General features: G+C 54.3%; 17 protein-coding genes. 10 read left to right on the top strand and 7 right to left on the bottom strand.

Going from position 1 to position 22,349, the window contains the following annotated elements:
• Positions 1 to 19 precede the first annotated feature (19 nt).
• A complete protein-coding gene (gene entC, locus BZK40_RS13320) occupies positions 20 to 1,195 on the bottom strand; it encodes an isochorismate synthase EntC (RefSeq protein ID WP_079934791.1) in 1,176 nt (391 codons plus the stop codon).
• Positions 1,196 to 1,382: 187 nt separating this feature from the next.
• Between entC and fepB the strand changes: the two genes are divergently transcribed.
• Complete coding sequence (gene fepB / locus BZK40_RS13325; protein WP_079934792.1) at positions 1,383 to 2,339, top strand: Fe2+-enterobactin ABC transporter substrate-binding protein; 957 nt, start codon at positions 1,383 to 1,385, stop codon at positions 2,337 to 2,339.
• Between the two features lie 60 nt (positions 2,340 to 2,399).
• On the opposite strand, the gene entS is transcribed toward fepB, so the two are convergent.
• Positions 2,400 to 3,635: an enterobactin transporter EntS gene (gene entS / locus BZK40_RS13330; protein ID WP_079934793.1), complete on the bottom strand. Its 1,236-nt coding sequence runs from the start codon at positions 3,633 to 3,635 to the stop codon at positions 2,400 to 2,402.
• A 109-nt stretch (positions 3,636 to 3,744) separates the two neighbouring features.
• Between entS and fepD the strand changes: the two genes are divergently transcribed.
• The 3 genes from fepD to fepC are packed head-to-tail and all read left to right on the top strand — an operon-like array spanning position 3,745 to position 6,535.
• The gene (fepD, locus tag BZK40_RS13335) at positions 3,745 to 4,752 is read left to right on the top strand and encodes a Fe(3+)-siderophore ABC transporter permease (RefSeq protein ID WP_032942654.1); all 1,008 of its coding nucleotides are present in this window, start codon (positions 3,745 to 3,747) and stop codon (positions 4,750 to 4,752) included.
• On the top strand, positions 4,749 to 5,741 hold the full coding sequence (gene fepG / locus BZK40_RS13340) for an iron-enterobactin ABC transporter permease (RefSeq protein WP_079934794.1): 993 nt from the start codon (positions 4,749 to 4,751) through the stop codon (positions 5,739 to 5,741). Before fepD ends, fepG begins: the two co-directional genes overlap by 4 nt.
• Positions 5,738 to 6,535 (top strand): iron-enterobactin ABC transporter ATP-binding protein, encoded by a 798-nt coding sequence (gene fepC, locus BZK40_RS13345; protein ID WP_032941813.1) that lies wholly within the window; start codon positions 5,738 to 5,740, stop codon positions 6,533 to 6,535. Before fepG ends, fepC begins: the two co-directional genes overlap by 4 nt.
• 46 nt (positions 6,536 to 6,581) lie before the next feature.
• Here fepC and wzz(fepE) read toward each other — a convergent pair whose 3' ends face one another.
• From wzz(fepE) to fes, 4 genes are all read right to left on the bottom strand, one after another.
• Positions 6,582 to 7,715 (bottom strand): LPS O-antigen length regulator Wzz(fepE), encoded by a 1,134-nt coding sequence (wzz(fepE), locus tag BZK40_RS13350; RefSeq protein ID WP_079934795.1) that lies wholly within the window; start codon positions 7,713 to 7,715, stop codon positions 6,582 to 6,584.
• A gap of 229 nt (positions 7,716 to 7,944) precedes the next feature.
• On the bottom strand, positions 7,945 to 11,835 hold the full coding sequence (gene entF, locus BZK40_RS13355; protein ID WP_079934796.1) for an enterobactin non-ribosomal peptide synthetase EntF: 3,891 nt from the start codon (positions 11,833 to 11,835) through the stop codon (positions 7,945 to 7,947).
• Positions 11,832 to 12,050, bottom strand: coding sequence for an MbtH family protein (locus BZK40_RS13360; RefSeq protein ID WP_032941816.1), 219 nt, complete (start codon positions 12,048 to 12,050; stop codon positions 11,832 to 11,834). The genes entF and BZK40_RS13360 overlap by 4 nt, the downstream gene beginning before the upstream one ends.
• Before the next feature lie 30 nt (positions 12,051 to 12,080).
• A complete protein-coding gene (gene fes, locus BZK40_RS13365) occupies positions 12,081 to 13,298 on the bottom strand; it encodes an enterochelin esterase (RefSeq protein WP_079934797.1) in 1,218 nt (405 codons plus the stop codon).
• 253 nt (positions 13,299 to 13,551) lie between these two features.
• Between fes and BZK40_RS13370 the strand changes: the two genes are divergently transcribed.
• From BZK40_RS13370 to BZK40_RS13395, 6 genes are all read left to right on the top strand, one after another.
• Positions 13,552 to 15,846, top strand: coding sequence for a TonB-dependent siderophore receptor (locus BZK40_RS13370; RefSeq protein WP_079934798.1), 2,295 nt, complete (start codon positions 13,552 to 13,554; stop codon positions 15,844 to 15,846).
• 48 nt (positions 15,847 to 15,894) lie between these two features.
• On the top strand, positions 15,895 to 16,557 hold the full coding sequence (gene entD, locus BZK40_RS13375) for an enterobactin synthase subunit EntD (RefSeq protein ID WP_079934799.1): 663 nt from the start codon (positions 15,895 to 15,897) through the stop codon (positions 16,555 to 16,557).
• Between the two features lie 117 nt (positions 16,558 to 16,674).
• On the top strand, positions 16,675 to 17,616 hold the full coding sequence (locus BZK40_RS13380) for a D-ribose ABC transporter substrate-binding protein (RefSeq protein WP_079934800.1): 942 nt from the start codon (positions 16,675 to 16,677) through the stop codon (positions 17,614 to 17,616).
• Positions 17,617 to 17,627: 11 nt separating this feature from the next.
• Positions 17,628 to 18,236 (top strand): DUF2291 family protein, encoded by a 609-nt coding sequence (locus BZK40_RS13385; protein WP_079934801.1) that lies wholly within the window; start codon positions 17,628 to 17,630, stop codon positions 18,234 to 18,236.
• The gene (locus BZK40_RS13390) at positions 18,236 to 19,762 is read left to right on the top strand and encodes a sugar ABC transporter ATP-binding protein (RefSeq protein WP_172111171.1); all 1,527 of its coding nucleotides are present in this window, start codon (positions 18,236 to 18,238) and stop codon (positions 19,760 to 19,762) included. The genes BZK40_RS13385 and BZK40_RS13390 overlap by 1 nt, the downstream gene beginning before the upstream one ends.
• A 1-nt stretch (position 19,763) precedes the next feature.
• Positions 19,764 to 20,852 carry an ABC transporter permease gene (locus tag BZK40_RS13395; RefSeq protein WP_048214725.1) on the top strand — a complete coding sequence of 363 codons (1,089 nt, stop codon included), beginning with the start codon at positions 19,764 to 19,766 and terminating at the stop codon, positions 20,850 to 20,852.
• Between the two features lie 97 nt (positions 20,853 to 20,949).
• On the opposite strand, the gene BZK40_RS13400 is transcribed toward BZK40_RS13395, so the two are convergent.
• Positions 20,950 to 22,296 (bottom strand): glycoside-pentoside-hexuronide (GPH):cation symporter, encoded by a 1,347-nt coding sequence (locus tag BZK40_RS13400; RefSeq protein WP_079934802.1) that lies wholly within the window; start codon positions 22,294 to 22,296, stop codon positions 20,950 to 20,952.
• Positions 22,297 to 22,349 lie beyond the last annotated feature (53 nt).

Genomic DNA, 22,349 nt, shown 5'->3' on the forward strand with positions numbered 1-22,349 from the left:
AAGCCAGTCCACAAGGCTCTTAATGCAGTCCAAAAACATTCAACATCGTGGAGAGCTTGGCCCCCGTTTCACGCCATTCCGCAACCGGGGAAGAGGCTGGAACAATTCCTGCTCCGGCAAAAAAACGCACCTGATTGCGCAGCAGCTTCGCACAGCGGATCGTCACCACCCACTCACCGTTACCTTCGGCATCACACCAGCCGACAATGCCGCCGAACAATTCGCGATCGAACGGCTCCAGCTCGGCAATAAGCTTGCGCGCAACCTGATGTGGGAAGCCGCTCAGCGCAGGCGTAGGATGCAGCAGGCACGCCAGCGTCAGGGCGTTTTCCTGCGGGTTGGCTTTACCTTCAAACGGCGTGCCGAGGTGCCAGAGCGTCGGCGTGGTAACCAGCTGCGGAGAAGAAGGCAGTTGCAATTCACGGCTGCGATCGCGCAATACCATTTTCATCGCCTGCGTCACAAGTTCGTGCTCATGGCGGTCCTTCTCAGACGCCAGCAGGCGGATCCCTGCTTCGCGATCCAGCACATCATCAGGCTGGCGACGTGCAGAGCCCGCCAGCGGCAGAGAACTGAAACGATCGCCTTCTTTGCGCAGTAGCAGTTCCGGACTGGCACCAATCAATACGCCGCCGTCTTCAATCGGTACATGGAAGTTGTAGCTCGCTGGATTTTGCGCCACCAGACGCTCCAGCAGCGCACCGCTGTCAATGTTGGCATCGGCGGTGATATCGATCAGGCGTGACAACACCACTTTGTCGACTTCCGGAGTGGACGTCAGCGCAGCCGCCCGGGCGACCATATCTTCAAAAAAGTCCTGTTCCGGGATCGATTTACGTTCAACGACGTTCAGCGACTGATGCGCGGTAAAGTAACGTGATGATTGCTGCTTCGCCGTACGAGAGAAGCTCTGCCATGATTGGGGAATAAACAGCGATGATGGCTGGCGGGTATCAAAGGGAATCGCCCCGACCATGACAGGGTTCACGATGCCCTGCGATTTGGCATCAGCAAACAGTGCGTTCATTTTCTGTTGGAAAGGGCTGTCTGGCGAATCGCCATCAATTGCCGGTTCCGCATAGCGGGCGAAGCATCCTGACGTCGTAAAACTACGGTACGGCGACATAAAGAAAAAACTGTCGGGAGCGAGCGTCGGCATAGTCTGCGTTTTTTCCTCGGCCAGTGACGTATCCATATCATCCTCCAAAAATGATAAAGGCTCTAATAATGATTATCATTTATATTTTTGGTCGCTAACCTAAAAGTAAAGCGACGGTATGTCAACTCTTGTGGTAGCACAATGTGCGACTTTGGCTTGCATCCTTGCTCGCTAACAATGAAAATGAGAAGCATTACTTATACTGATAACAGGAAGCCGATTCGTGAGTCTCCCCTCTTTTTGCCGCACCGTGCTCTTACTGGCAGGTTTATCTCTTTCAGGAATTTCTTCAGGTCACGCCGCCGACTGGCCGCGTCAGGTTACTGACAGTCGCGGCACGCATACGCTGGAGCATAAGCCACAGCGAATTGTCTCCACCAGCGTCACCCTCACCGGCTCGCTGCTGGCGATTGATGCCCCGGTCATTGCCAGCGGTGCCACTACGCCGAACAATCGCATCGGCGATGCGCAGGGCTTTTTACGTCAGTGGAGCGAAGTAGCAAAAGAACGCAAACTGAGCCGCCTGTATATCGGCGAACCGAGCGCCGAAGCCGTCGCAGCTCAAATGCCAGATCTGATTCTGGTAAGCGCTACTGGGGGAGATTCTGCCCTCGCGCTATACGATCAGCTGTCCACCATTGCGCCAACGCTCATCATTAATTACGACGATAAAAGCTGGCAGTCGCTGCTGACCCAGTTAGGTGAAATTACCGGTCAGGAGCAACAGGCAGCTGCGCGAATTGCCGAGTTTGATAAGCAACTTCAGGCGGTTAAGCAACATATTACCCTGCCACCACAGCCGGTCAGCGCGCTGGTATATACCGCCGCGGCGCACAGCGCCAACCTGTGGACGCCTGAGTCAGCGCAAGGCAAGCTGATGGAGCAGTTAGGGTTCACGCTGGCAACGCTGCCTGCCAACTTGCACACCAGCCAGAGTCAGGGCAAACGCCACGATATCATCCAGCTTGGCGGTGAGAACCTGGCAGCAGGCCTGAACGGCGAAGCGCTGTTCCTGTTTGCTGGCGACAGCAAAGATGCCGACGCTATTTACGCCAATCCGCTTCTGGCGCATCTGCCAGCCGTGCAGAATAAACGCGTTTACGCCCTGGGTACGGAAACCTTCCGTCTCGACTACTACAGCGCCACGCTGCTGCTGCAACGTCTGTCGGCTCTGTTTTAATGTTCAGCGCCGGATGCGGCTAACGCCTTATCCGGCCTACAACCGTAGAGCACAACGCGATCAGACATTCACGGGGACCTGCCGGAATCGGCGCACTTCTCCCAACAGCAGCAGCAGTAACAGACCGACAATCACCAGCCCAAATCCACTCACGCTTGCCGAAGCAACCGGCGTCATCATCGCGCCCAGACCACCTAACAACGCCGCGCCAATCGCATCGCCGGTGACGTTTTGCGCCGTCCACAAACCGTTAATTCGCCCGAGCATCGCTTCCGGCGTCTGCGTCTGTAACAGGGTGTACTGCAACAAAGAGCTGACCGCGCTCAACCAGCCAAACAGCGCCAGACAAACCACACCAAGCTGCCAGACGGGCATCAAGCCAAACAGGCCGATAGCCAGAAATGAAGCCACGGTCGATGCCAGCATAATCAGTCCCGGGCGAACGCTGTGCGCCAGTTGTCCGCTGGTCAATGCGCCCACGGCTGCCCCCAGCGGAATAGCCGCATACAGCAGGCCAATTTGCGCACTCGACATGTGCCAGTTAATAGCCAACGCCGGATACAGCACACGCACGGCGCTCGCCATGGTTAACAGACCACCGAGCAGCGCAATGCCGCCAATCAGCGGGCTGGCAAGCAGAAAGCGAAATGCTGCCAGCAGCGATTTCAGCGGATGCTCGCGCGGCTGCGGCGGAGGCGGCAACGCAGGAAGGCTCAGCAACGGTAGTAAGGTAATGAAGGTTCCCGCCGCCGCCAGTCCGTAGTTCCAGGCCACGCCGCCAGTCGCGAGCAGCCCCCCGCCAAGCATCGGTGAAATTACCGATCCCAGACGCACCGTCAGCATGGTAATCGCCCCGGCCTGCATCAAATTCTCGCGCCCAACCAGCGCTGGCGTCGCTGCCAGCAAAGCGGTCACGCCCAGCGAGGCAAAGAAACCGTCCCATAAGCCAAGCAGATAAATCGCCAGCAACGACGGTTCGGGCAGCAGCGCATTCAGACACAGGCCAATAAAGCCAATACCACAGGTTCCACGCGCCAGCAGGATCACTTTTTTACGCTCATAGCGGTCGGCCAGCACTCCGCCCACCATCAGGCCAATAAACATTGCGCTACCGGTCAACGTCACCGACAAACCCACCTGCCAGGTCGACTGGGTCATCATCTGGATTTGTACCGGAACCGCCACGCCGAGTAGCCCCAGAGAGACAATGGAAATAAAACGGGCGAGGAAGACAGCGCGAAATGCTGGGTGGGTCTTTAACAGGCTGAGATTGAGCAGCCAGGATTGTCGATTCATTACAGAGCCTTACCAGGTACTTTTTCAATATCCATTCGATGGCTGCACATGCTAACATATCCAAATAAGATCGATAACGATAATTACTATCATTATCAGGGAAGTTGATATGTCATGCTCTGTTTCCGCGACACGCGCCTTCGCCGTGCCCGGACTATTGTTATTACTTGTTCTCACCACGGTATTAAGTCTGGTTATTGGCGCCAAGTCGCTACCTGCCTCCGTGGTGCTGGATGCGCTCACCGGCAGTTGTCAAAGTGCTGATTGCACCATCGTGCTGGACGCGCGCTTGCCGCGCACGCTGGCGGGGCTGCTCGCCGGTGGTGCGCTGGGCCTGGCTGGCGCACTAATGCAAACGCTCACGCGTAACCCTCTCGCCGATCCCGGCATTCTGGGTGTCAACTCCGGCGCCAGCTTCGCTATTGTGCTGGGGGCCGCGCTGTTCGGCTTTTCCTCTGCGCAAGAACAGCTGCTGATGGCCTTTTGCGGTGCGCTGGCTGCATCTCTGATCGTAGCTTTTACCGGTAGTCAGGGCGGCGGGCAGTTAAGCCCGGTACGTCTGACCCTGGCGGGCGTCGCGCTGGGCGCGGTGCTGGAAGGATTATCCACCGGCATCGCCCTGCTCAACCCGGACGTTTACGATCAGCTGCGTTTCTGGCAAGCCGGCTCACTGGATATCCGCAGCCTGCAAACGCTGAAAGTTGTGCTGGTACCGGTACTGATTGCCGCGGCTGTCGCACTGTTTCTCAGTCGCGCTCTGAATAGCCTGAGTCTCGGCAGCGACACAGCTACCGCGCTTGGCAGTAAAGTCGCTCGCACGCAATTTATTGGCCTGCTGGTTATTACCGTACTGTGCGGCAGTGCGACCGCGATTGTTGGTCCTATCGCCTTTATTGGCCTAATGATGCCGCACATGGCGCGCTGGCTGGTGGGGGCGGATCACCGCTGGTCACTGCCCGTAACCCTACTGGCAACGCCTACTCTGTTACTGATTGCCGATATAATCGGTCGCCTGATTGTCCCCGGCGAGCTGCGCGTGTCGGTAGTCAGTGCTTTTATCGGTGCACCGGTGCTTATCTTTCTGGTACGCCGTAAATCGCGCGGGGGTGGCGCATGATGCACCTCTCCCGCCGCCTGATAATCAGCAGCCTGCTGCTGGTTGCAGGTTGTCTCGTCATTGGTTTGTGGAGCCTGCGTAGCGGCGTTGTTACGCTGGAAACCCAGCAAATTATTGCCGCCCTGCTCGGCGATGCGCCGCGCAGTATTACGCTGGTGGTGACCGAATGGCGCTTGCCACGCGTGCTCATGGCGCTATTGATTGGCGCGGCTCTCGGCGTGAGCGGCGCAATATTTCAGTCGCTGATGCGCAACCCGCTGGGCAGCCCGGATGTGATGGGTTTCAATACCGGAGCCTGGAGCGGTGTGCTGGTGGCAATGGTGCTGTTCGGACAGCATCTCACCGCTATCGCGCTGGCGGCCATGCTGGGTGGGATTCTGACTTCTCTGGTGGTCTGGGCGCTCGCCTGGCGCAATGGGATCGACACCTTCCGGCTTATTATTATCGGTATCGGCATTCGCGCCATGCTGGTGGCGTTCAACACCTGGCTACTGCTGAAAGCATCATTAGAAACCGCGCTGACGGCCGGGCTGTGGAACGCCGGATCGCTCAATGGCCTGACCTGGGCCAAAACCTGGCCTTCTGCCCCGCTGATTATCATCATGCTGGTGTGCGCCGCGCTGCTGGTACGCCGGATGCGTTTACTGGAAATGGGTGATGACAGCGCCTGTGCGCTTGGCGTCAGGGTTGAGCGCTCACGTCTGATGATGATGCTGGTTGCGGTGGTACTGACCGCTGCCGCCACCGCGCTGGCCGGTCCTATCTCGTTTATTGCTCTTGTCGCGCCGCATATCGCGCGACGTATAAGCGGTACATCGCGCTGGGGATTAACCCTGTCGGCGCTGTGCGGCGCGTTGCTGTTGCTGATGGCGGATTTATGCGCCCAACAGCTGTTTATGCCTTATCAGCTTCCGGTGGGCGTTGTCACCGTAAGCCTCGGCGGTATTTATCTTATCGTCTTGTTAATTCAGGAGTCCCGCAAAAAATGATCGAATCAGTAGCCCGTTTGCGTGGCGACCAGTTAACGCTGGGTTATGGCAAGTTTACCGTGGCGGAAAACCTCAATGTATCGATTCCCGACGGCCATTTCACCGCGATTATCGGGCCAAACGGCTGCGGGAAATCAACGCTACTGCGCACGCTGAGTCGTCTGATGACGCCCGCGCACGGCAAGGTCTGGCTCGATGGCGAGCATATTCAGCACTATGCCAGCAAAGAAGTCGCCCGCAGAATAGGTTTGCTGGCGCAAAACGCCACCACGCCGGGAGATATTACGGTACAGGAGCTGGTTGCTCGCGGACGCTACCCACACCAGCCGCTGTTTACCCGCTGGCGGCAAGAGGATGAAATTGCGGTCTCAAACGCCATGCAGGCGACGGGTATCACCCACCTGGCATCACAAAGTGTGGATACCCTTTCCGGCGGACAACGTCAGCGTGCATGGATTGCGATGGTGCTGGCGCAGGAAACGTCGATTATGCTGCTCGATGAACCCACCACCTGGCTGGATATCAGTCATCAGATCGATCTGCTGGAACTGCTGAGTGAGCTAAACCGGGAAAAAGGTTATACGCTGGCCGCCGTTTTGCACGACCTGAATCAGGCCTGTCGCTATGCAACGCATCTGATCGCGCTGCGTGACGGAAAAATTATTGCCGAGGGTGCACCGAAGGAGATCGTCACCGCGCAGCTTATTGAAAAAATCTATGGACTGCGCTGTATGATTATCGACGATCCGGTTGCCGGAACGCCGTTAGTGGTGCCGCTTGGACGCAACAAATAACACGCGTTACAGTATGGCGGCCAGCTTGCCGCCATACGACAATTCATCACACCAGTTGCTGATCAATAAACGTCATTTTTTGCTTACGTGACACCATGGCATAGTTCAGCAGAACGCCACCACACGCCACCATTCCCCCCAGTAATGCGGCCAGAATAACGATCATTGATTTAGCCGGACCGTCTTTTTTCACCGGCAGCGAAGGTGAAAGTTGATATTTAAACGGCGTAAATGTTACGTCACCCACATTCATCGCTAACAGTTGCTCTACGTGATACTGGCGATTACGTAATTCACCGTTAATTTCAGCAACATCCGTTACTGATTTTTCTATTTCTAATTTACGTTCGATGCCGTCAGCACCCAGTGAAATAGAGAAATCGGGGTCATCCTTCACGGCCTGGCCATTACTGTAGACCGGCTTTTTAATCCCGGCGGCATTGGCGATCTCCAGCGAGTAGTTCAGTCGCTGGATATTTGCTTCCAACTGGTTTTTGAGCCTGACGCGATCCATCTCCAGTCTTTCTTTTTCATAACTGGTTTTGATGGACAATTTATTGCGAATATCTTCCAGCGTTTCTTTCACCACAAGGGCAGAAATATACTGGATATATCCCTTCAGCACTGACTGGGCTTCTTCGGCCTGAGGCGCGGTAAAGCTCAACGTCCATGCGGTATACAGCGAAGTTTCGTTCTTCTTACCCTGGTTAGTATCAACCGCTTTCATTTTCTCACTAAGCCTGACAATTGCCTGATGCAACTCCATTTCGTCGATATCAGCGCCCTTCAGTTGCGCCATCACGTAAGGTGAAGAGCGCAGATACTCTTCTAACAATGAAGGCGACTGGAATTTTTTGATAAACAGGTTAAACACATCATCACGGCTAACGCTAATATCCATATCCAGCACGCGCAATTTGGTCAACGTATTCTCTAATCCCTGCCATTGAACCGCTTCCGCCGGCGTCACGACGGCCTGACTGGTCCATTTTTGTGGCAGCAGAAAAGAGACCAGAATACCCACACAAGCAAAGGCGAAAACGGTCGCTATAATTTTCGTTCTTGCACGCCATAAGATTTCGATTAGATTCACTAAATCGATTTCATTTTCGTTTGCCGTTGGCTGAGGATACCCAGTAAATTCCGAAACGTTATCTTGCTTTATATTTAATGATGACATGTTGCGTGACCTGAAAACTTTCCTAAAAGAAAAACATTCCTGTGGGAGAAGTCTACCAGCTAGTCAGAATTATCCGAAACAATCTTTGTGCTTGTCGCCCTACCAAAAATTATATTCGGAATTTATTCACCCCTTTCATCACCTTGCACCGCACAAAAATAAACAACTCCATAACATATTTTTTACATCATGGAATTGTTCGATCACCGCGATAGCAATATTCGTCTTGTTACACAGATTTATTAATCTGTGCATTTATTACAGGCCCTATCGCCTCAAATGAGGCAGGGGAAATAATATCAACATGCGCGCAATCCTGGCGGTAAACATCCAGACTGGATATCCACGGCGACCAGCTGCGTTCAGGACTGACACCCGGTACTAACGTGCGCTCAGCAACGAACAGCGTAGCGTGACCTGCAAACGGCACGCTGTGTGCCGTGGTGAGCAGGCGAACCGCATCGGCATAGTTGCCTTCGATTGCGTTAAATAAAGCCTCTGACGCATTCCCATGCTGCGCCGCCAGAAACGCTTCGCGTTCACGCTCGATCTCCGCCAGTACCGCTGGATCCAACCCATTAGCCTCTTTTTCTTGCCAGTTTTGCGTTTCCGGCGGCCAGGTATCCAACAGTCCGAGGAATGCAACCGTCTCTCCTCTGGCAAGTAAGCGTGCGGCAATCCCCTGTGCCAGCGTCCCACCCAGCGAATAACCTAATAAATAGTAAGGTCCGTGAGGCTGTTGACTGAGCAACGTTGCCAGATGATGTTCGCATACCGCGTCGAGGTTTTCCGCCGTCTGCATAGGCCCATCCGGTCGTGGCGACTGAAGACCTACAATCGACCACTGCGGGCTGAGATATCGCGACAGCACGCTAAACTGCCAGGCAAAACCCGACGCCGGATGGAAACAGAACAGCGTTGGGCCGTGACTTTCACGAAGCGGCAGCAGTGCCTCAAATCCCATATGTTGCGACTGCTCATCATCAGTGCTCTCCAGTAGAGCACTCAGTTGTTCAACGGTAGAGGCCACCATAATCTGCCCCGGCGTCACCTGACGCTCAAAAACCCGGCTCAACTGTGCCGCCAGCTTCATCGCCAGCAACGAATGTCCGCCAAGCGCAAAGAAGTCTGCCGCCACGTCATTCACCTCGCAACCCAGCAAAGCCGCAAAAGACTGCGCGATGGTGGTTTCAGTCCCTGCTCGCGGCGCACGCCCGGAAGTACGCGACGTCAACTGCGGCATCGGCAGCGCTTTACGATCCAGTTTACCGTTCGCGCTAAGCGGCAGCTCCGCCAGCTGCAACAATACCGTCGGCACCATATGCGCAGGCAGTTTTTCACGCAGCTTTTTCCGCAACGCTGACGTATCCAGCGGTAAACCCGATTGTGACACCAGATACCCCACCAGTTGACGCGCATCGCCGCCTGTCGCCGCCGCCTGGTTGAATACGCAGGCGTGGGCAACGGCATGCTCGACATCAGGCAACTGCTGCATCACCCGGTCAATCTCGCCGAGCTCAATGCGTTGTCCGCGAATTTTAAGCTGGTCATCGCTGCGTCCAAGGTACTCCACCGCGCCATTTTCCAGCCAGCGCGCCACATCTCCGGTACGATACATGCGTTCGCCAGCGTTAAACGGATCGGCGATAAAGCGGCTTGCGGTCAGATCCGGACGGCCCAGATAACCTTGCGCCAGTTGGATCCCTGTCAGATATAAGTCACCAGCCACGCCGAAAGGCACCGGGCGCATCATGGCATCCAGAATATGTAAACCGGTATTCCATACCGGATAGCCAATCGGCACGCTGTTGCCGGTTACAGCAGCAAGGTCTTCCCCCCAGGCCGGATACCAGCTCACATCAACCGCCGCTTCCGTTGGTCCGTACAAATTGTGCAGTGGCGCATGAGTTAACTGTTCCCACTCACGGCATAAATCTGCAGGCAAGGCTTCACCGCTGCAAAATACCCGTTTCAGCGAGGCACAACTCTCCCGCGCGGTTTCCGGCGTCAGTGAAGCGACAAAAGCGGCCAACATAGAGGGAACAAAGTGCGTGGTCGTCACCCCGTATTGGGCAAAGAATTGCTGCATCGCCAGCGGATCGCGGTGCGCCTCAGGTTCCGCCATTACCAGCTTTGCCCCGGCAATAAACGGCCAGAAAAACTCCCATACCGAGACATCAAAACTGCACGGTGTTTTTTGCGCCACCACATCATCCGCGGTCAGCGGATAGTGATTTTGCATCCACAGCAGACGGTTAACGATGGCGGTTTGCCCAACCATCACCCCTTTTGGTCTACCGGTAGAACCGGAAGTAAAAATGATATAGGCAGTATGATTGGGCTGAGATAGCGCCAGCGGATCAGCATCTACTGCTGGCAGTGGCGAGTCATAGCACAGACTTTCCAGCCCAGGAATATCGCTAAAGCGCGCCAGTTGCTCATCGGTCGCGATCAACAATTTTGGCTTCGCGTCTTCGAGCATCATCCGCAGGCGATCGTCCGGGTATCCGGTATCCAACGGCAGCCAGGCTGCACCGGCTTCAACGATACCGTGCAGCGCCAGCGTCAGGAACACGGAACGCGGTAATGCCACGGCGACGCTGTCGCCAGGCTTGACGCCGCGTGCACGCAAAAGGCTCGCCAGCGCCACGACCTGCTGGCGCATTTCGCGATAGCTAAACTGATAGCGGGCATCGGCCAACGCCGGGGCATCCGGCGTTTTATCGGCCTGCTGTACCACCAGCGCGCTCAGCGTAGTGGACGGGATCTCCACGGTGGTGTGATTAATCTTCGCCAGCCGCTCATGTTCTGTTGGCAACAGCATCCCGGCGTCGCCGCAGCATAGCGCCGGATTGTCGGCAAACTGCTCGATAAGCCCGATTAAACGCGAGGCATGCTGCGCCAGCGTTTCTGCATCGTAGCGCTGTTTATTGGCCAGAATTTCAATACTCAGCCCACCGTTTTCATCCGGGAATAACGCCAGTTCAAGATCGTTCACCGGCCCTGTCGCCAACGTGTGGGTTTGCGCCTGAACGCCGGGAATATTCAGCTGATAGTCGAATATTTTCACGTTCAGCACCGGGCCAAACAGCGGCTCGGCACCGGCTGCACGCCCGCTGTCGCGAACGATTTGTTCGGCATCATAACGTTGATGCCGACGCATTTTCTTCAACTGTCCGGCCAGTCGTTGTGCAAGCGCAGGCAAGCTTTCTGCCGCATCCAGCCTCACACCAAATGGCAGTACGTTTAAAACCGGTCCAGTGGAGGTCAACGCCGCCGACCCCATGCGCCGCATAAAGATAAACCCGGCGGCATAATCCATTCGGCTGCATAAACGTCCCAGCCACAATGCCACCAGCGCGAGGGCCAGATCCGCACGCTGAACGTCAGGCATACGTGCCGCAAGCCGACGAAACGCCCCTTCAGGCGCGGTTAACTTCATACGAATAATATCCGCGCTGGCCGATCGTCCCGGCAACGGATTATTCGACAGCGAAGCAGGAGGTGGAAGTTGCTTTCGCTGCTCGCTCCAGAAGGCCCCGTCGCGTTGCCAGGCATCGCTTTGACGGTACTGTTGATACTCTTCCACCACCTCGGCGAACGGCGTAAAAGGCGAGTCTGGCGTAGGCTCGCCGTGTAGCCATGCGCGATAAATTGCGGCTATCTGGCGGGTAATGGCCGGAAAACTGAAGCCATCGACCAGCAAATGATGGTAACGCTGATACCAATACCAACGCTTTTCTCCCACCTGTATAAGCAGGTGAAAAACCAGCGGTTTATTGCCATCAGCACGTATGTCCTGCTGCAGGTCTGCCTGCATCAACGCACGCGCCGCCTCATGTGGATTGGATTTTGCGCGCAAGTCGATAATTTCAGGTTGCGCAAAGGCGAGCGCAGAATCCACCCATTGCCAGATCTCACCGTTATCTTCGCTAAACCGCATCCGCAGGGTATCGGCCTGCTCCAGGCCCGCCACAACGGCTTTCGCCAGCAACGACGCGCCCAGTTCGCCAGTTAACTCTACGTAGTGCGCCACGCTCCACGCCGAGGGCAATGTGGAGAGTTTTTCCGCCATCCAGATCCCCGGCTGAGCCGCCACTAACGGTAAACGCTGAGTCATGGAGCCTCCTGCACATCGACGTAGTTCGCGGTCGTAAGCGTGGTCCAGTTTGCTTCCAGCCATTGCTGGCAGGCTTCCTGGGATTGGGGTTCGCAAGCAATTTGCCAGCCAGCAGGAAGCGAGCACTGCTGCGGCCAAAGGCTAAACTGACGCTGGGGATTTTGCAGAATGTAAAACTGGCCCTGCGGATTATCGAAGGGGTTACTGAATTCCATACTCAACTCCTGTCGTGGAACATCGTCCGGTTAAATCATGTCGGTAAGCGGTTGCCAGAGCGTCATTAGCCCTTGCATCAGACCGCCGCGCCAGCAAAGCGCATCGTGTCCGCCATCAACCTGACGCCAGAAAATAGACTGTGGTGCAGAAGGTAACTGGGCATATAGCGCCTGATTAGCGCGATAAATAATGGGCTCGCGGATCCCCGCTTCCAGGACAATACGCAGCCCCTGAGCACTGACGGTCCCGGTCTTCAGTTGTTCGACGATCGCCCCGTCCTGATGACCACCACGATGCGGCCACCAGTAAGAGCCCGACTGGCTAAGCACACAGCCAAAGCGCGCGGGCCAGTTCAGTCCAGCATACAGCGATGACAACCCGCCAAAACTTTGCCCAGCCACCACGGTGCGCTGCGGATCGTCACAAAATGCGGTCGTTGTCTTCACCAGTGGTAATAGCTCCTCCTGCACCGCCAACCAAAAATCCGCATTACACGGTAGCTCATGGCTGCGGTGAGCCGTATCAATGGCATCAATCAGGAGATAAACGGCAGAAGGAAGGTGTCCGCGATGCGTGAGTGAAGTCAACGCAGGCCAGACCGGCATACTCTGTGCCCAAAACTGTCCGTCCAGCAGGATAGCCAACGGACGCGTTTCGGGTTGAGCATCACCGGTGGTAAACACCCATACGCGACGCGTATTGCCGAGCCTGGCGCTATGCCATTGCAGGCACACTGCGGGGGATTTTGGGGGTTCAGGTCGATCCCATCCTGGCTGTACGGGTGCCTCCGGCATTTCCAGCGCAGACACCGCGTGGCCACGACCGCCCCGCCAGCTCTGCGGATTAAGGGGATCAGCAATGGCCTGTGGCAGCAATTGCCGCCAGCCTTCACGCAGCACGTTTCGGTCAGGCGCTTCGCCTGCCACAAGCGAGGAAAAGATATCGTTGCGCTCTGTTGGGATAAAACAGTAACTGCCACGCCAGTTGGCGCTGAGGGAAACACTCCAGCACCAAACATTTGTTCCATCAATACGTCGCATCGACTGAGGGGTGGCATTTTGATGGTGGTCGGTGACGCCGGTGATATAAACCCAAACGCGATGAATGGCTGACTCATTTTCCGTTCCCTGTGGGTCACGCCACCAGAAGGTTACCCGATAATTTCCGTTATCTTCACGCTCCCACTCCGGGCCTTTTTTCGACTGCCACCACGCCTCGCTTCCCATCTTTAACGTCGTCACAGCCATAACCCCATGTTTATTGTGAAATTTTATGATCTAGCGTGAAATATATTGATAATATTATTGATAACTATTTGCATTTGCAATAGCGTATTGTCGCGCTGTGGGAAGCGCGTACAGTTTTTCACCACTTATAAACCGACCTGGCACTGCGTACTTTTTCTGGAATGGATAGTTTACGCAGATGCGGGCGACATCAGGCCAAATGCCGCACCACGGCACATTGGTTCTCGTGGCTAAAAGAACAGCAGGACATACAATGAACAACAAGATTCATTCACTGGCCTTATTGGTCAATTTAGGGATTTACGGGGTAGCCCTGCCAGCAATGGCAGAAGATCAAACCGATAGCGTCGCTGTCTCTCATGAAGACACCATCGTCGTTACCGCCGCCCAGCAGAACCTGCAGGCGCCGGGCGTTTCAACCATTACCGCTGATGAAATTCGTAAGAACCCTCCCGCTCGCGATGTGTCGGAAATCATCCGTACCATGCCTGGCGTTAACCTGACCGGTAACTCAACCAGCGGTCAGCGCGGCAACAACCGCCAGATCGATATTCGCGGCATGGGGCCAGAAAACACCCTGATTTTGATCGACGGTAAACCGGTTACCAGCCGTAACTCCGTGCGTCAGGGCTGGCGCGGCGAGCGTGATACTCGTGGCGATACCGCCTGGGTTGCTCCGGAAATGATTGAACGTATTGAAGTGCTGCGCGGTCCTGCCGCAGCACGCTATGGCAATGGCGCAGCTGGCGGTGTGGTGAACATCATCACCAAGAAAGGCGGCGATGAGTGGCATGGTTCCTGGAATACCTATTTCAACGCCCCGGAACACAAAGAAGAAGGTTCAACCAAGCGTACCAACTTTAGTCTGAATGGACCGCTGGGCGGAGATTTCAGCTTCCGCCTGAACGGTAACCTCGACAAAACCCAGGCCGATGCCTGGGACATTAACGACGGTCACCAGTCAACACGTACGGGCGATTACGCAGATACGATGCCTGCGGGTCGTGAAGGGGTTAAAAACAAAGATATCAACGGCCTGCTGCGTTGGGATTTTGCCCCAATGCAATCGCTGGAGTTTGAAGCTGGCTACAGCCGTCAGGGCAACCTGTATGCGGGTGACACTCAAAACACCAACAACGATAACAAAACTAACGGGCTGGTAAAAAAATACTACGGTAAAGAAACCAACCGTATGTACCGCCAGAACTATGCGCTGACGTGGAACGGCGGCTGGGACAACGGCATTACCACCAGCAACTGGGCGCAATACGAACACACCCGTAACTCCCGTTTGGGTGAAGGTCTGGCAGGTGGCCTTGAAGGGTTATTTAACAGTAATCAATTTACCGACACTGACCTGGCGGATGTCACCCTGCACAGCGAAATTAGCATTCCATTCGACCTGTTAGTTAACCAGAACCTGACGCTCGGTACCGAATGGAACCAGCAGCGAATGAAAGACATGAGTTCCAATACCCAGACCTTTATGGGCGGGAACATACCTGGTGCCAGCAGCACCGATCGTAGCCCATATTCACAGGCTGAAATTTTCTCCCTGTTTGCTGAAAATAACATGGAGCTGACCGACAGCACCATGTTGACGCCGGGTCTGCGCTTCGACCACCACAGCGTCGTTGGCGACAACTGGAGCCCGTCCCTGAACCTGTCCCAAGGTCTGGGCGACGACTTTACGCTGAAAATGGGTATCGCACGGGCCTATAAAGCACCTAGCCTGTACCAGACTAACCCGAACTATATTCTGTACAGCAAAGGCCAGGGCTGCTATGCCACCGGATCTGCGACGGGCATTGGTTGCTACATGATGGGCAACGATGACCTGAAGGCCGAAACCAGTATCAACAAAGAGATTGGTCTGGAGTTCAAACGTGACGGTTGGCTGGCCGGCGTAACCTGGTTCCGCAATGATTACCGTAACAAGATCGAAGCGGGGACTGTACCGCTAAGCAGAACGTCAATTACCCAGAAAAACCCGACTACGGGTAAAGAAACAACAACCTACACCGATATCTATCAGTGGGAAAACGTACCTAAAGCTGTGGTGGAAGGCCTGGAAGGGACGTTGAACGTACCGGTTAGCGAAACCGTTACCTGGACCAACAACATCACTTACATGCTGCAAAGTAAGAATAAAGAGACCGGCGAACGCTTGTCGATTATTCCTGAATACACGCTGAACTCAACGCTGAGCTGGCAGGCACGCGAAGATTTGTCACTGCAATCCACCTTTACCTGGTACGGCAAACAGCAGCCGAAGAAATATGATTACCAGGGTAAACCAGTAACCGGCAGTTCAGCCCAGGAAGTTAGTCCGTACAGCATCGTCGGCCTGAGCGCGACCTGGGATGTGACGAAAAACGTCAGCCTGACCGGCGGCGTGGATAACGTCTTCGACAAACGTCTGTGGCGTGAAGGTAATGCCCAGACCACCAGCGACAACAAGACTGGCTATTATATGGCGGGCGCTGGCGCGTACACCTATAACGAACCGGGCCGGACGTGGTTCATGAGCGTAAACACCCACTTCTGATAACGCTTTCCCTCTCCTCGCTGCGGGGAGAGGGAAATTATAACTATCATGCACACCACGCACACACCGCTCACTTTCGCAGACCACACGCTGCACATGGTCGAGTTCGATCCCGACAGCTTCCATGAGCGCGACCTGCTATGGCTCCCCCACCACTCTCAGCTTCAATCCGGTGGACGTAAGCGTAAAGCTGAGCACTTAGCAGGGCGTATTGCCGCAGTACATGCATTACGTGAATACGGTATCAAAACTGTACCTGGCATCGGCAGGCAGCGACAACCGCTGTGGCCACAAAAGTTGTTTGGCAGCATCAGCCACAGTGCATTAACTGCGCTGGCGGTAGTATCGACGCATCCCGTTGGGCTGGATATAGAAGCTATTTTTACGCAACAAACCGCAGTTGAGCTGGCTGACGGTATTATCGATAACCACGAACGACCGATTTTGCATCATTCTGAATTGCCCTTTCCACTCGCCTTAACTCTGGCATTCAGCGCCAAGGAGAGCCTGTATAAGGCGTTTTCCACTCAGGCATCCGGGTTACCAGGTTTCACCAGCGCAAAAATTACCGCACTCACGAATCAGCAATTAACATTGCAAATCATGCCATCATTTTCGCCTAACCTCGCCAATCAGGAAATTAACGTGCATTGGTTTCAACGCGATAAAAACATCATTACCCTGTGTGCACCCACGCTGTCAGGATCGTGATCCTTTTCTCCTTTTAAGAAATTAGCTGCGCAAATCGTAGACAGTTCGATTATCTCGACTTATCGTTAACTTGAATAATAAATCATATTTGAATAAATATTCAAAGTGGAGAAAAAGATGAACAAGACCCTGATTAAATCCGTATTACTGGCCTCGATCCTTACCGCATCGGGTTCGCTGTATGCTGCCGACAACGGACTGATTGCGATTATCACCCCTTCACACGACAACCCGTTCTTTAAAGCCGAAGCCGACGGCGCGGTCGCCAAAGCGAAAGAGCTGGGATATACCACGCTGGTCGCCTCTCATGATGATGATGTCAATAAACAAAACCAACTGATTGAGACCGCCATAGCCCGAAAAGCGAAAGCCATCATTCTCGATAACGCGGGCGCCGATGCCACCGTTGGTCCACTGGAAAAAGCCAAAGCGGCGGGCGTGCCTGCATTCCTCATCGATCGTGAAATTAATAAGACCGGCATCGCAGTCGCGCAAATCGTGTCGAACAACTACCAGGGCGCGCAGCTCGGCGCAGAGAAATTCGCCAAACTACTGGATGGAAAAGGCAAGTACGTTGAGCTGCTGGGACGCCAGTCCGACACCAACGCGCATGTGCGCTCACAGGGATATCACGATGTGCTCGACGACTATCCGGATATGAAAATGGTCGCCCAGCAAACGGCGAACTGGAGCCAAACTGAAGCGTTTACCCGTATGGAAGCTATTTTACAAACCAACCCTGATATCGTCGGCGTCATTTCCGGCAACGACACCATGGCGCTGGGCGCAGAAGCTGCCCTGAAGGCTGCTGGGAAAAACAATGTCATCGTGGTGGGTTTTGACGGCAGCGACTACACCCGAGATTCCATCATCAACAAGAGCAACATTAAAGCGACCGTCCTTCAGCCCGGCTGGCAGCAGGCACAAATGGCGGTTGAGCAGGCTGATTACTACCTGAAAAACGGCAAAGCGCAGAAAGAAGAAAAACAGCTCATGGATTGCGTGCTGATTGATGAAAACAATGCCAGCAAGCTGAGTAAATTCAACCTGAGCCACTAAGCGGAGGCACTATGTCGTTAACACAATGGGGTGCTGCACTGGTTGGGTGCGCCACCCTGTTGCTGACGGCCTGCACGGTAGTTGACCTCGACGAAAACGGCAACCCCATCATCCCGGCCGACCCACAGGCCAAAGCCAGTTTCGACAATCAAACACCCGAGCAGATCGCGCAACAAACCTGGCAATCCCGCGTCCTGGATGCGGCAAAGCAACACGCTCTGGATGCGTCAGCGCTGAGCGCACGCCTGAAGACGCCCTCACCTACCGCCGAGAGCGTATTTGTGCGCCTGACCAGTCAGATTGAGAACGTCGATACCACCAATGCGCGCGAGAAAAGCATTGTGATGAGGGTCAATGACGCCCCTGTCACCATCCAAATAGGCCCGGTGATGCGCGGCAATGCCATTCGCGATGCGAGTGGGTTTAAGTTTGAAGACTTCACTAACCAGGTTCAGTTTGCCCAGCTTTCCCGGGCGTATAACCGCGAAGCGGTAAAACACTTGCCCGCAGTGGACAAAAGCTGGCAAGGGAAGCGTGCCACGGTACTGTTCGCCGTAACGCTGAATACAGGAAAAGCGGAAAACGCAGCAGCGTTAGCGCTGGAACAGGAGGCACACTGATGAATAATTCCTCAGCAGATGACATCATCCTGCGCACACATGCCATCTCAATGCTGTTTCCCGGCACGATTGCGCTGGACAGCGTGGATTATCAGGTGTGGCGCGGTAAGGTCAACGTGATTATTGGCGAAAACGGTGCGGGGAAATCCACGCTGATGAAGATCCTCGCCGGTGTTCAGCAGCCCAGCAGCGGCGAGATGACGCTCAATGGTAACCCTGTTCGCTTCGCCAATACCCGGGACGCCGCGGCGCACGGGATTGGTATGGTGCATCAGGAACTTAACCTGTTTGAGAATCTCACCGTCGCGGAAAATATTTTCCTTGGCCGGGAGATCCAAAAAGGCATGACCCCCATTGATGAGGCCGAACAGGAGAAGCGTACTGCGGAGCTGCTAACCCGACTCGATCAGCCCATTTCACCCCGCGATCTGGTCGGCAATCTCAAAGTTGGACAGCAACAGCTGGTTGAAATCGCCAAAGCGTTGGCGGAGGACGCTGACATTCTAATCCTCGACGAACCCACCTCGGCGCTGAGTAAAACCGAAGTCGAGATCCTGTTTCGCGTGATTCGCGAACTGACTCGCCAGGGCGTTTCGATAATCTACATCTCTCATCGACTCGAAGAATTGATGGCGATTGGCGATGTGATCACCATTTTACGCGATGGCAAATTCCAGGCCGAAGCCAGAGTTAGCGATATCGATGTGCCGTGGATTGTGCGTGAAATGCTGGGCAGCGACCCGGTGAGTAATTTTCTTGAGCCAGGTCGCACGTTCGGCGCGCCGGTTCTCGAAGCGGAACATATTACCTGCGTCAATGCCGCTGGCAATGCGGTGGTCAACGACGTCACCTTTAACGTTCACGCGGGCGAAATTGTCGGTATCTATGGACTGATGGGGGCCGGAAGAACCGAATTGTTCGAGTGCTTGCTGGGTACTGAGCGCAACTACCTCGGTAAACTGTGGCTCGACAGCAAGCCAGTTCCACAACGCTTAACCACCGCCGACCGCATTCGTATGGGAATGAGTCTGGTACCGGAAGATCGCAAGCGCACAGGCATTTTTCCCATTTCTTCGGTTGCCAGCAATCTGACTATTGCCAGCCTGTGGCGTCGCCTGCAGCGCGGTTTTGCCATCGCCCGCAAAGATGAGGAGGCAGTCGTCGCCAGCACAATTGGTAATCTGTCGATCAAAGTGTCCTCACCGGATGTTGAAATCCAGGCTCTGAGCGGGGGTAACCAGCAGAAAGTGGTGATTGGCCGCTCCCTACTTACCAATCCCAAAATTCTGTTCCTTGATGAGCCCACACGCGGCATTGACGTTGGCGCGAAAGCCGATGTGTTTCGCATGATGGTACAGCTCTCACAACAGGGTATTGCCGTTGTCTTCTCCACCTCGGATTTAAAAGAAATTATGGCGGTATCTGACCGCATTCTGGTGATGTCTGGCGGCAAGCTCACGGCCGATATTATTCGCGATCGTGCCGAAGAATCGGCGCTGGTCACCGCAAGTGCTCAGGGGTTCTGACATGAAAACACTACAATCTGCCGTCGTCGCACCGCGAGCCGGCGTCACCTTCTCGCGGGAAAATATCCTGCTGCTGATCCTGAAATTACGTACCTTTATTGCGCTGTTTCTGATCGTCGGATTTTTTGCCTTCACCGTCCCCGGTTTCCTCTCTGGCGGCAGCATGGTCATTATGATCAAGCACATCGCCATTAACGCGTTTCTGGCGTTGGGAATCACTTTCGTCATTATTACTGCCGGCATTGATCTCTCGATTGGCGCTACGCTTGGGCTATGCGGCATGATTGCCGGATGGCTGATCACCAAAGGCATTGTATTACCCATGTTTGGCATCGCTATCTTCCCCAGCGTCTGGGTGATTGTACCTGTCGTACTGCTGATTGGCGGATTGATTGGCGCAGCAAATGGCTGGATTATTACGCGCTATAACGTCGCACCTTTTATTTGTACGCTGGGCACCATGTACGTATTGCGCGGCGCGGCGATGCTGACCTCTGACGGACAAACATTCCCCGGGCTTTCCGGCAATCCACAGTTGGGTAACACCGGTTTTGATGAAATTGGCGCGGGAACTCTGTTTGGTATTCCGTGGGCCATCTGGATGATGATTGTGCTGGCGCTGGTTATTGCCTACGTTGCCCGCCGTCTGCCCTTTGGCCGCCACGTGTACGCCATCGGCGATAACGAACGCGCTGCTGAACTGTCCGGGGTAAAAGTGAGGCAGGTAAAAATCTGGGTGTACACCCTGTCCGGACTATGCGCTGCAATTGCCGGAATAGTTGTTTCAGCACAACTTTCCGCTAGTCATCCGGCCAACGGTACAGCATTTGAGATGAACGCCATTGCCGCCGTTGTACTTGGTGGTACGTCGCTGGCCGGTGGTCGAGGCACCATCTTAGGCACGTTGATTGGCGCTTTCGTTATCGGTTTTCTGGCCGATGGTCTGGTGATGATGGGCGTCAGCGAATTCTGGCAAATGGTGATTAAGGGCATCGTGATTATTGTCGCGGTCATTATCGACCAGATGCAAAACCGGATGCAGCAAAAAGCCGCAGTGGTTGCGCAAAAGGCGGCGATGGAAAGTCAGTAGCCCTGAAATTACGCCTGATGGCGCTGCGCTTATCAGGCCTACGTCGTGTATGACATATGGGCCTGATAATGCGCCGCCATCCGGCAGTGGGGAAATTTTATTTCATGACGGCTTCAGCCTGCCCTGCCGAAACCTTATCATCCAGTTTAAACATCATCAGCAATCCCAAACTAATGGCATGGAAAATGGCAGGGATCCCGGCAATTAAGAACATAATCGCCGTCATCGTTTCCGATGACACCGCCTCACCCGCTTTGTAACCGCTAAGGGAGAGCACTAGCCCAACCATCCCACCCGCCAGTGCCAGACCAACCTTCATCGAAAAAAGCGTACCGGCAGCGACAGCCCCAGACATTCTGACGCCGGATTTGTCTTCACAATAGTCGGCACAATCAGAAGGCAGCGCCCAGGCAGTAATCGAGCCAAGTTCAGCCATCAATACCGACAGCACCAGTAGAACACATGCCAGTGAGATTTGTTCAGGGTTAACGAAATAGAGACATAATGCCGCCACGCCACCGCCCAGTTGCGCCACCTTCAGCGTACCTAATTTCGAGAGCTTGTTGCGCTTAATCAGTTGAATAGCAATCATCGGCGCAATGATCCCCGCAATCGCTGTGGCCGAAAGCAGACCAGAAACAAAGCCATCCCCACGATTCAGGAAATACTTCACAAAATAAATAGTCACACTGCCTTTAATTACAAAAGCAATGGAGCTGGTAATTTTGAACAGATAGAAAACAACCACCGGTTTCGCTTTCAGCATAATTCCCAGTTGTTTGGTAAACGGGACTTTATCGGTCTCCACGCTAACCTGATATCGCTCCTTTGTTCCCCAGAAACAGAGCAGCATAAACGCCGTGGCCAGCACGGCAATAAAGCTCATCGCCATCATGTAGGCGCGTGCTTCATCGGTTTTTCCATACCAGGCGACGAAAATCGGCACTACCATTGAGCAGATAAGAAAGGCCATTTTAGCCAGTGGGAAACGCCAGGAGTTGGCGCTTAAACGATCCATGGGATCGGCGGTGAGTGTCGTCAACAACGCCACATACGGCACCACCGTGGAGGCATACATCAGGATCAGAAATAGATAGGTAATCACTGCATAGACTAGCTTTCCAGTGGGTGAAAAGTCCGGCGCCAGAAAGACTAAAAAACAGGAAATACCGTAAGGGATCGCCAACCAGAGCAAAAAAGGACGATACGAGCCGTGCTTTGTCCGCGTGCGATCGGAGATATTACCGATAAATGGATCATAGAAGGCATCAACCAGACGGGCAACAATAAACAATATCCCCATCGCCGCTGCCGAAATCCCTAAAACATCGGTATAAAAATAGGGCAAAAACATCATCGTCATCCCAAGAAAAATGTTCGCTGACGAATCACCTAACCCATAACAGATCTTCTCTTTGATACTCAATTTATGCTGTTGACTCATGAGAAACCCTCTTTATGAATATATATTCATTATCGAATTACTATTCACACAAA

Source organism: Citrobacter portucalensis (assembly GCF_002042885.1).
GTDB lineage: Bacteria > Pseudomonadota > Gammaproteobacteria > Enterobacterales > Enterobacteriaceae > Citrobacter > Citrobacter portucalensis.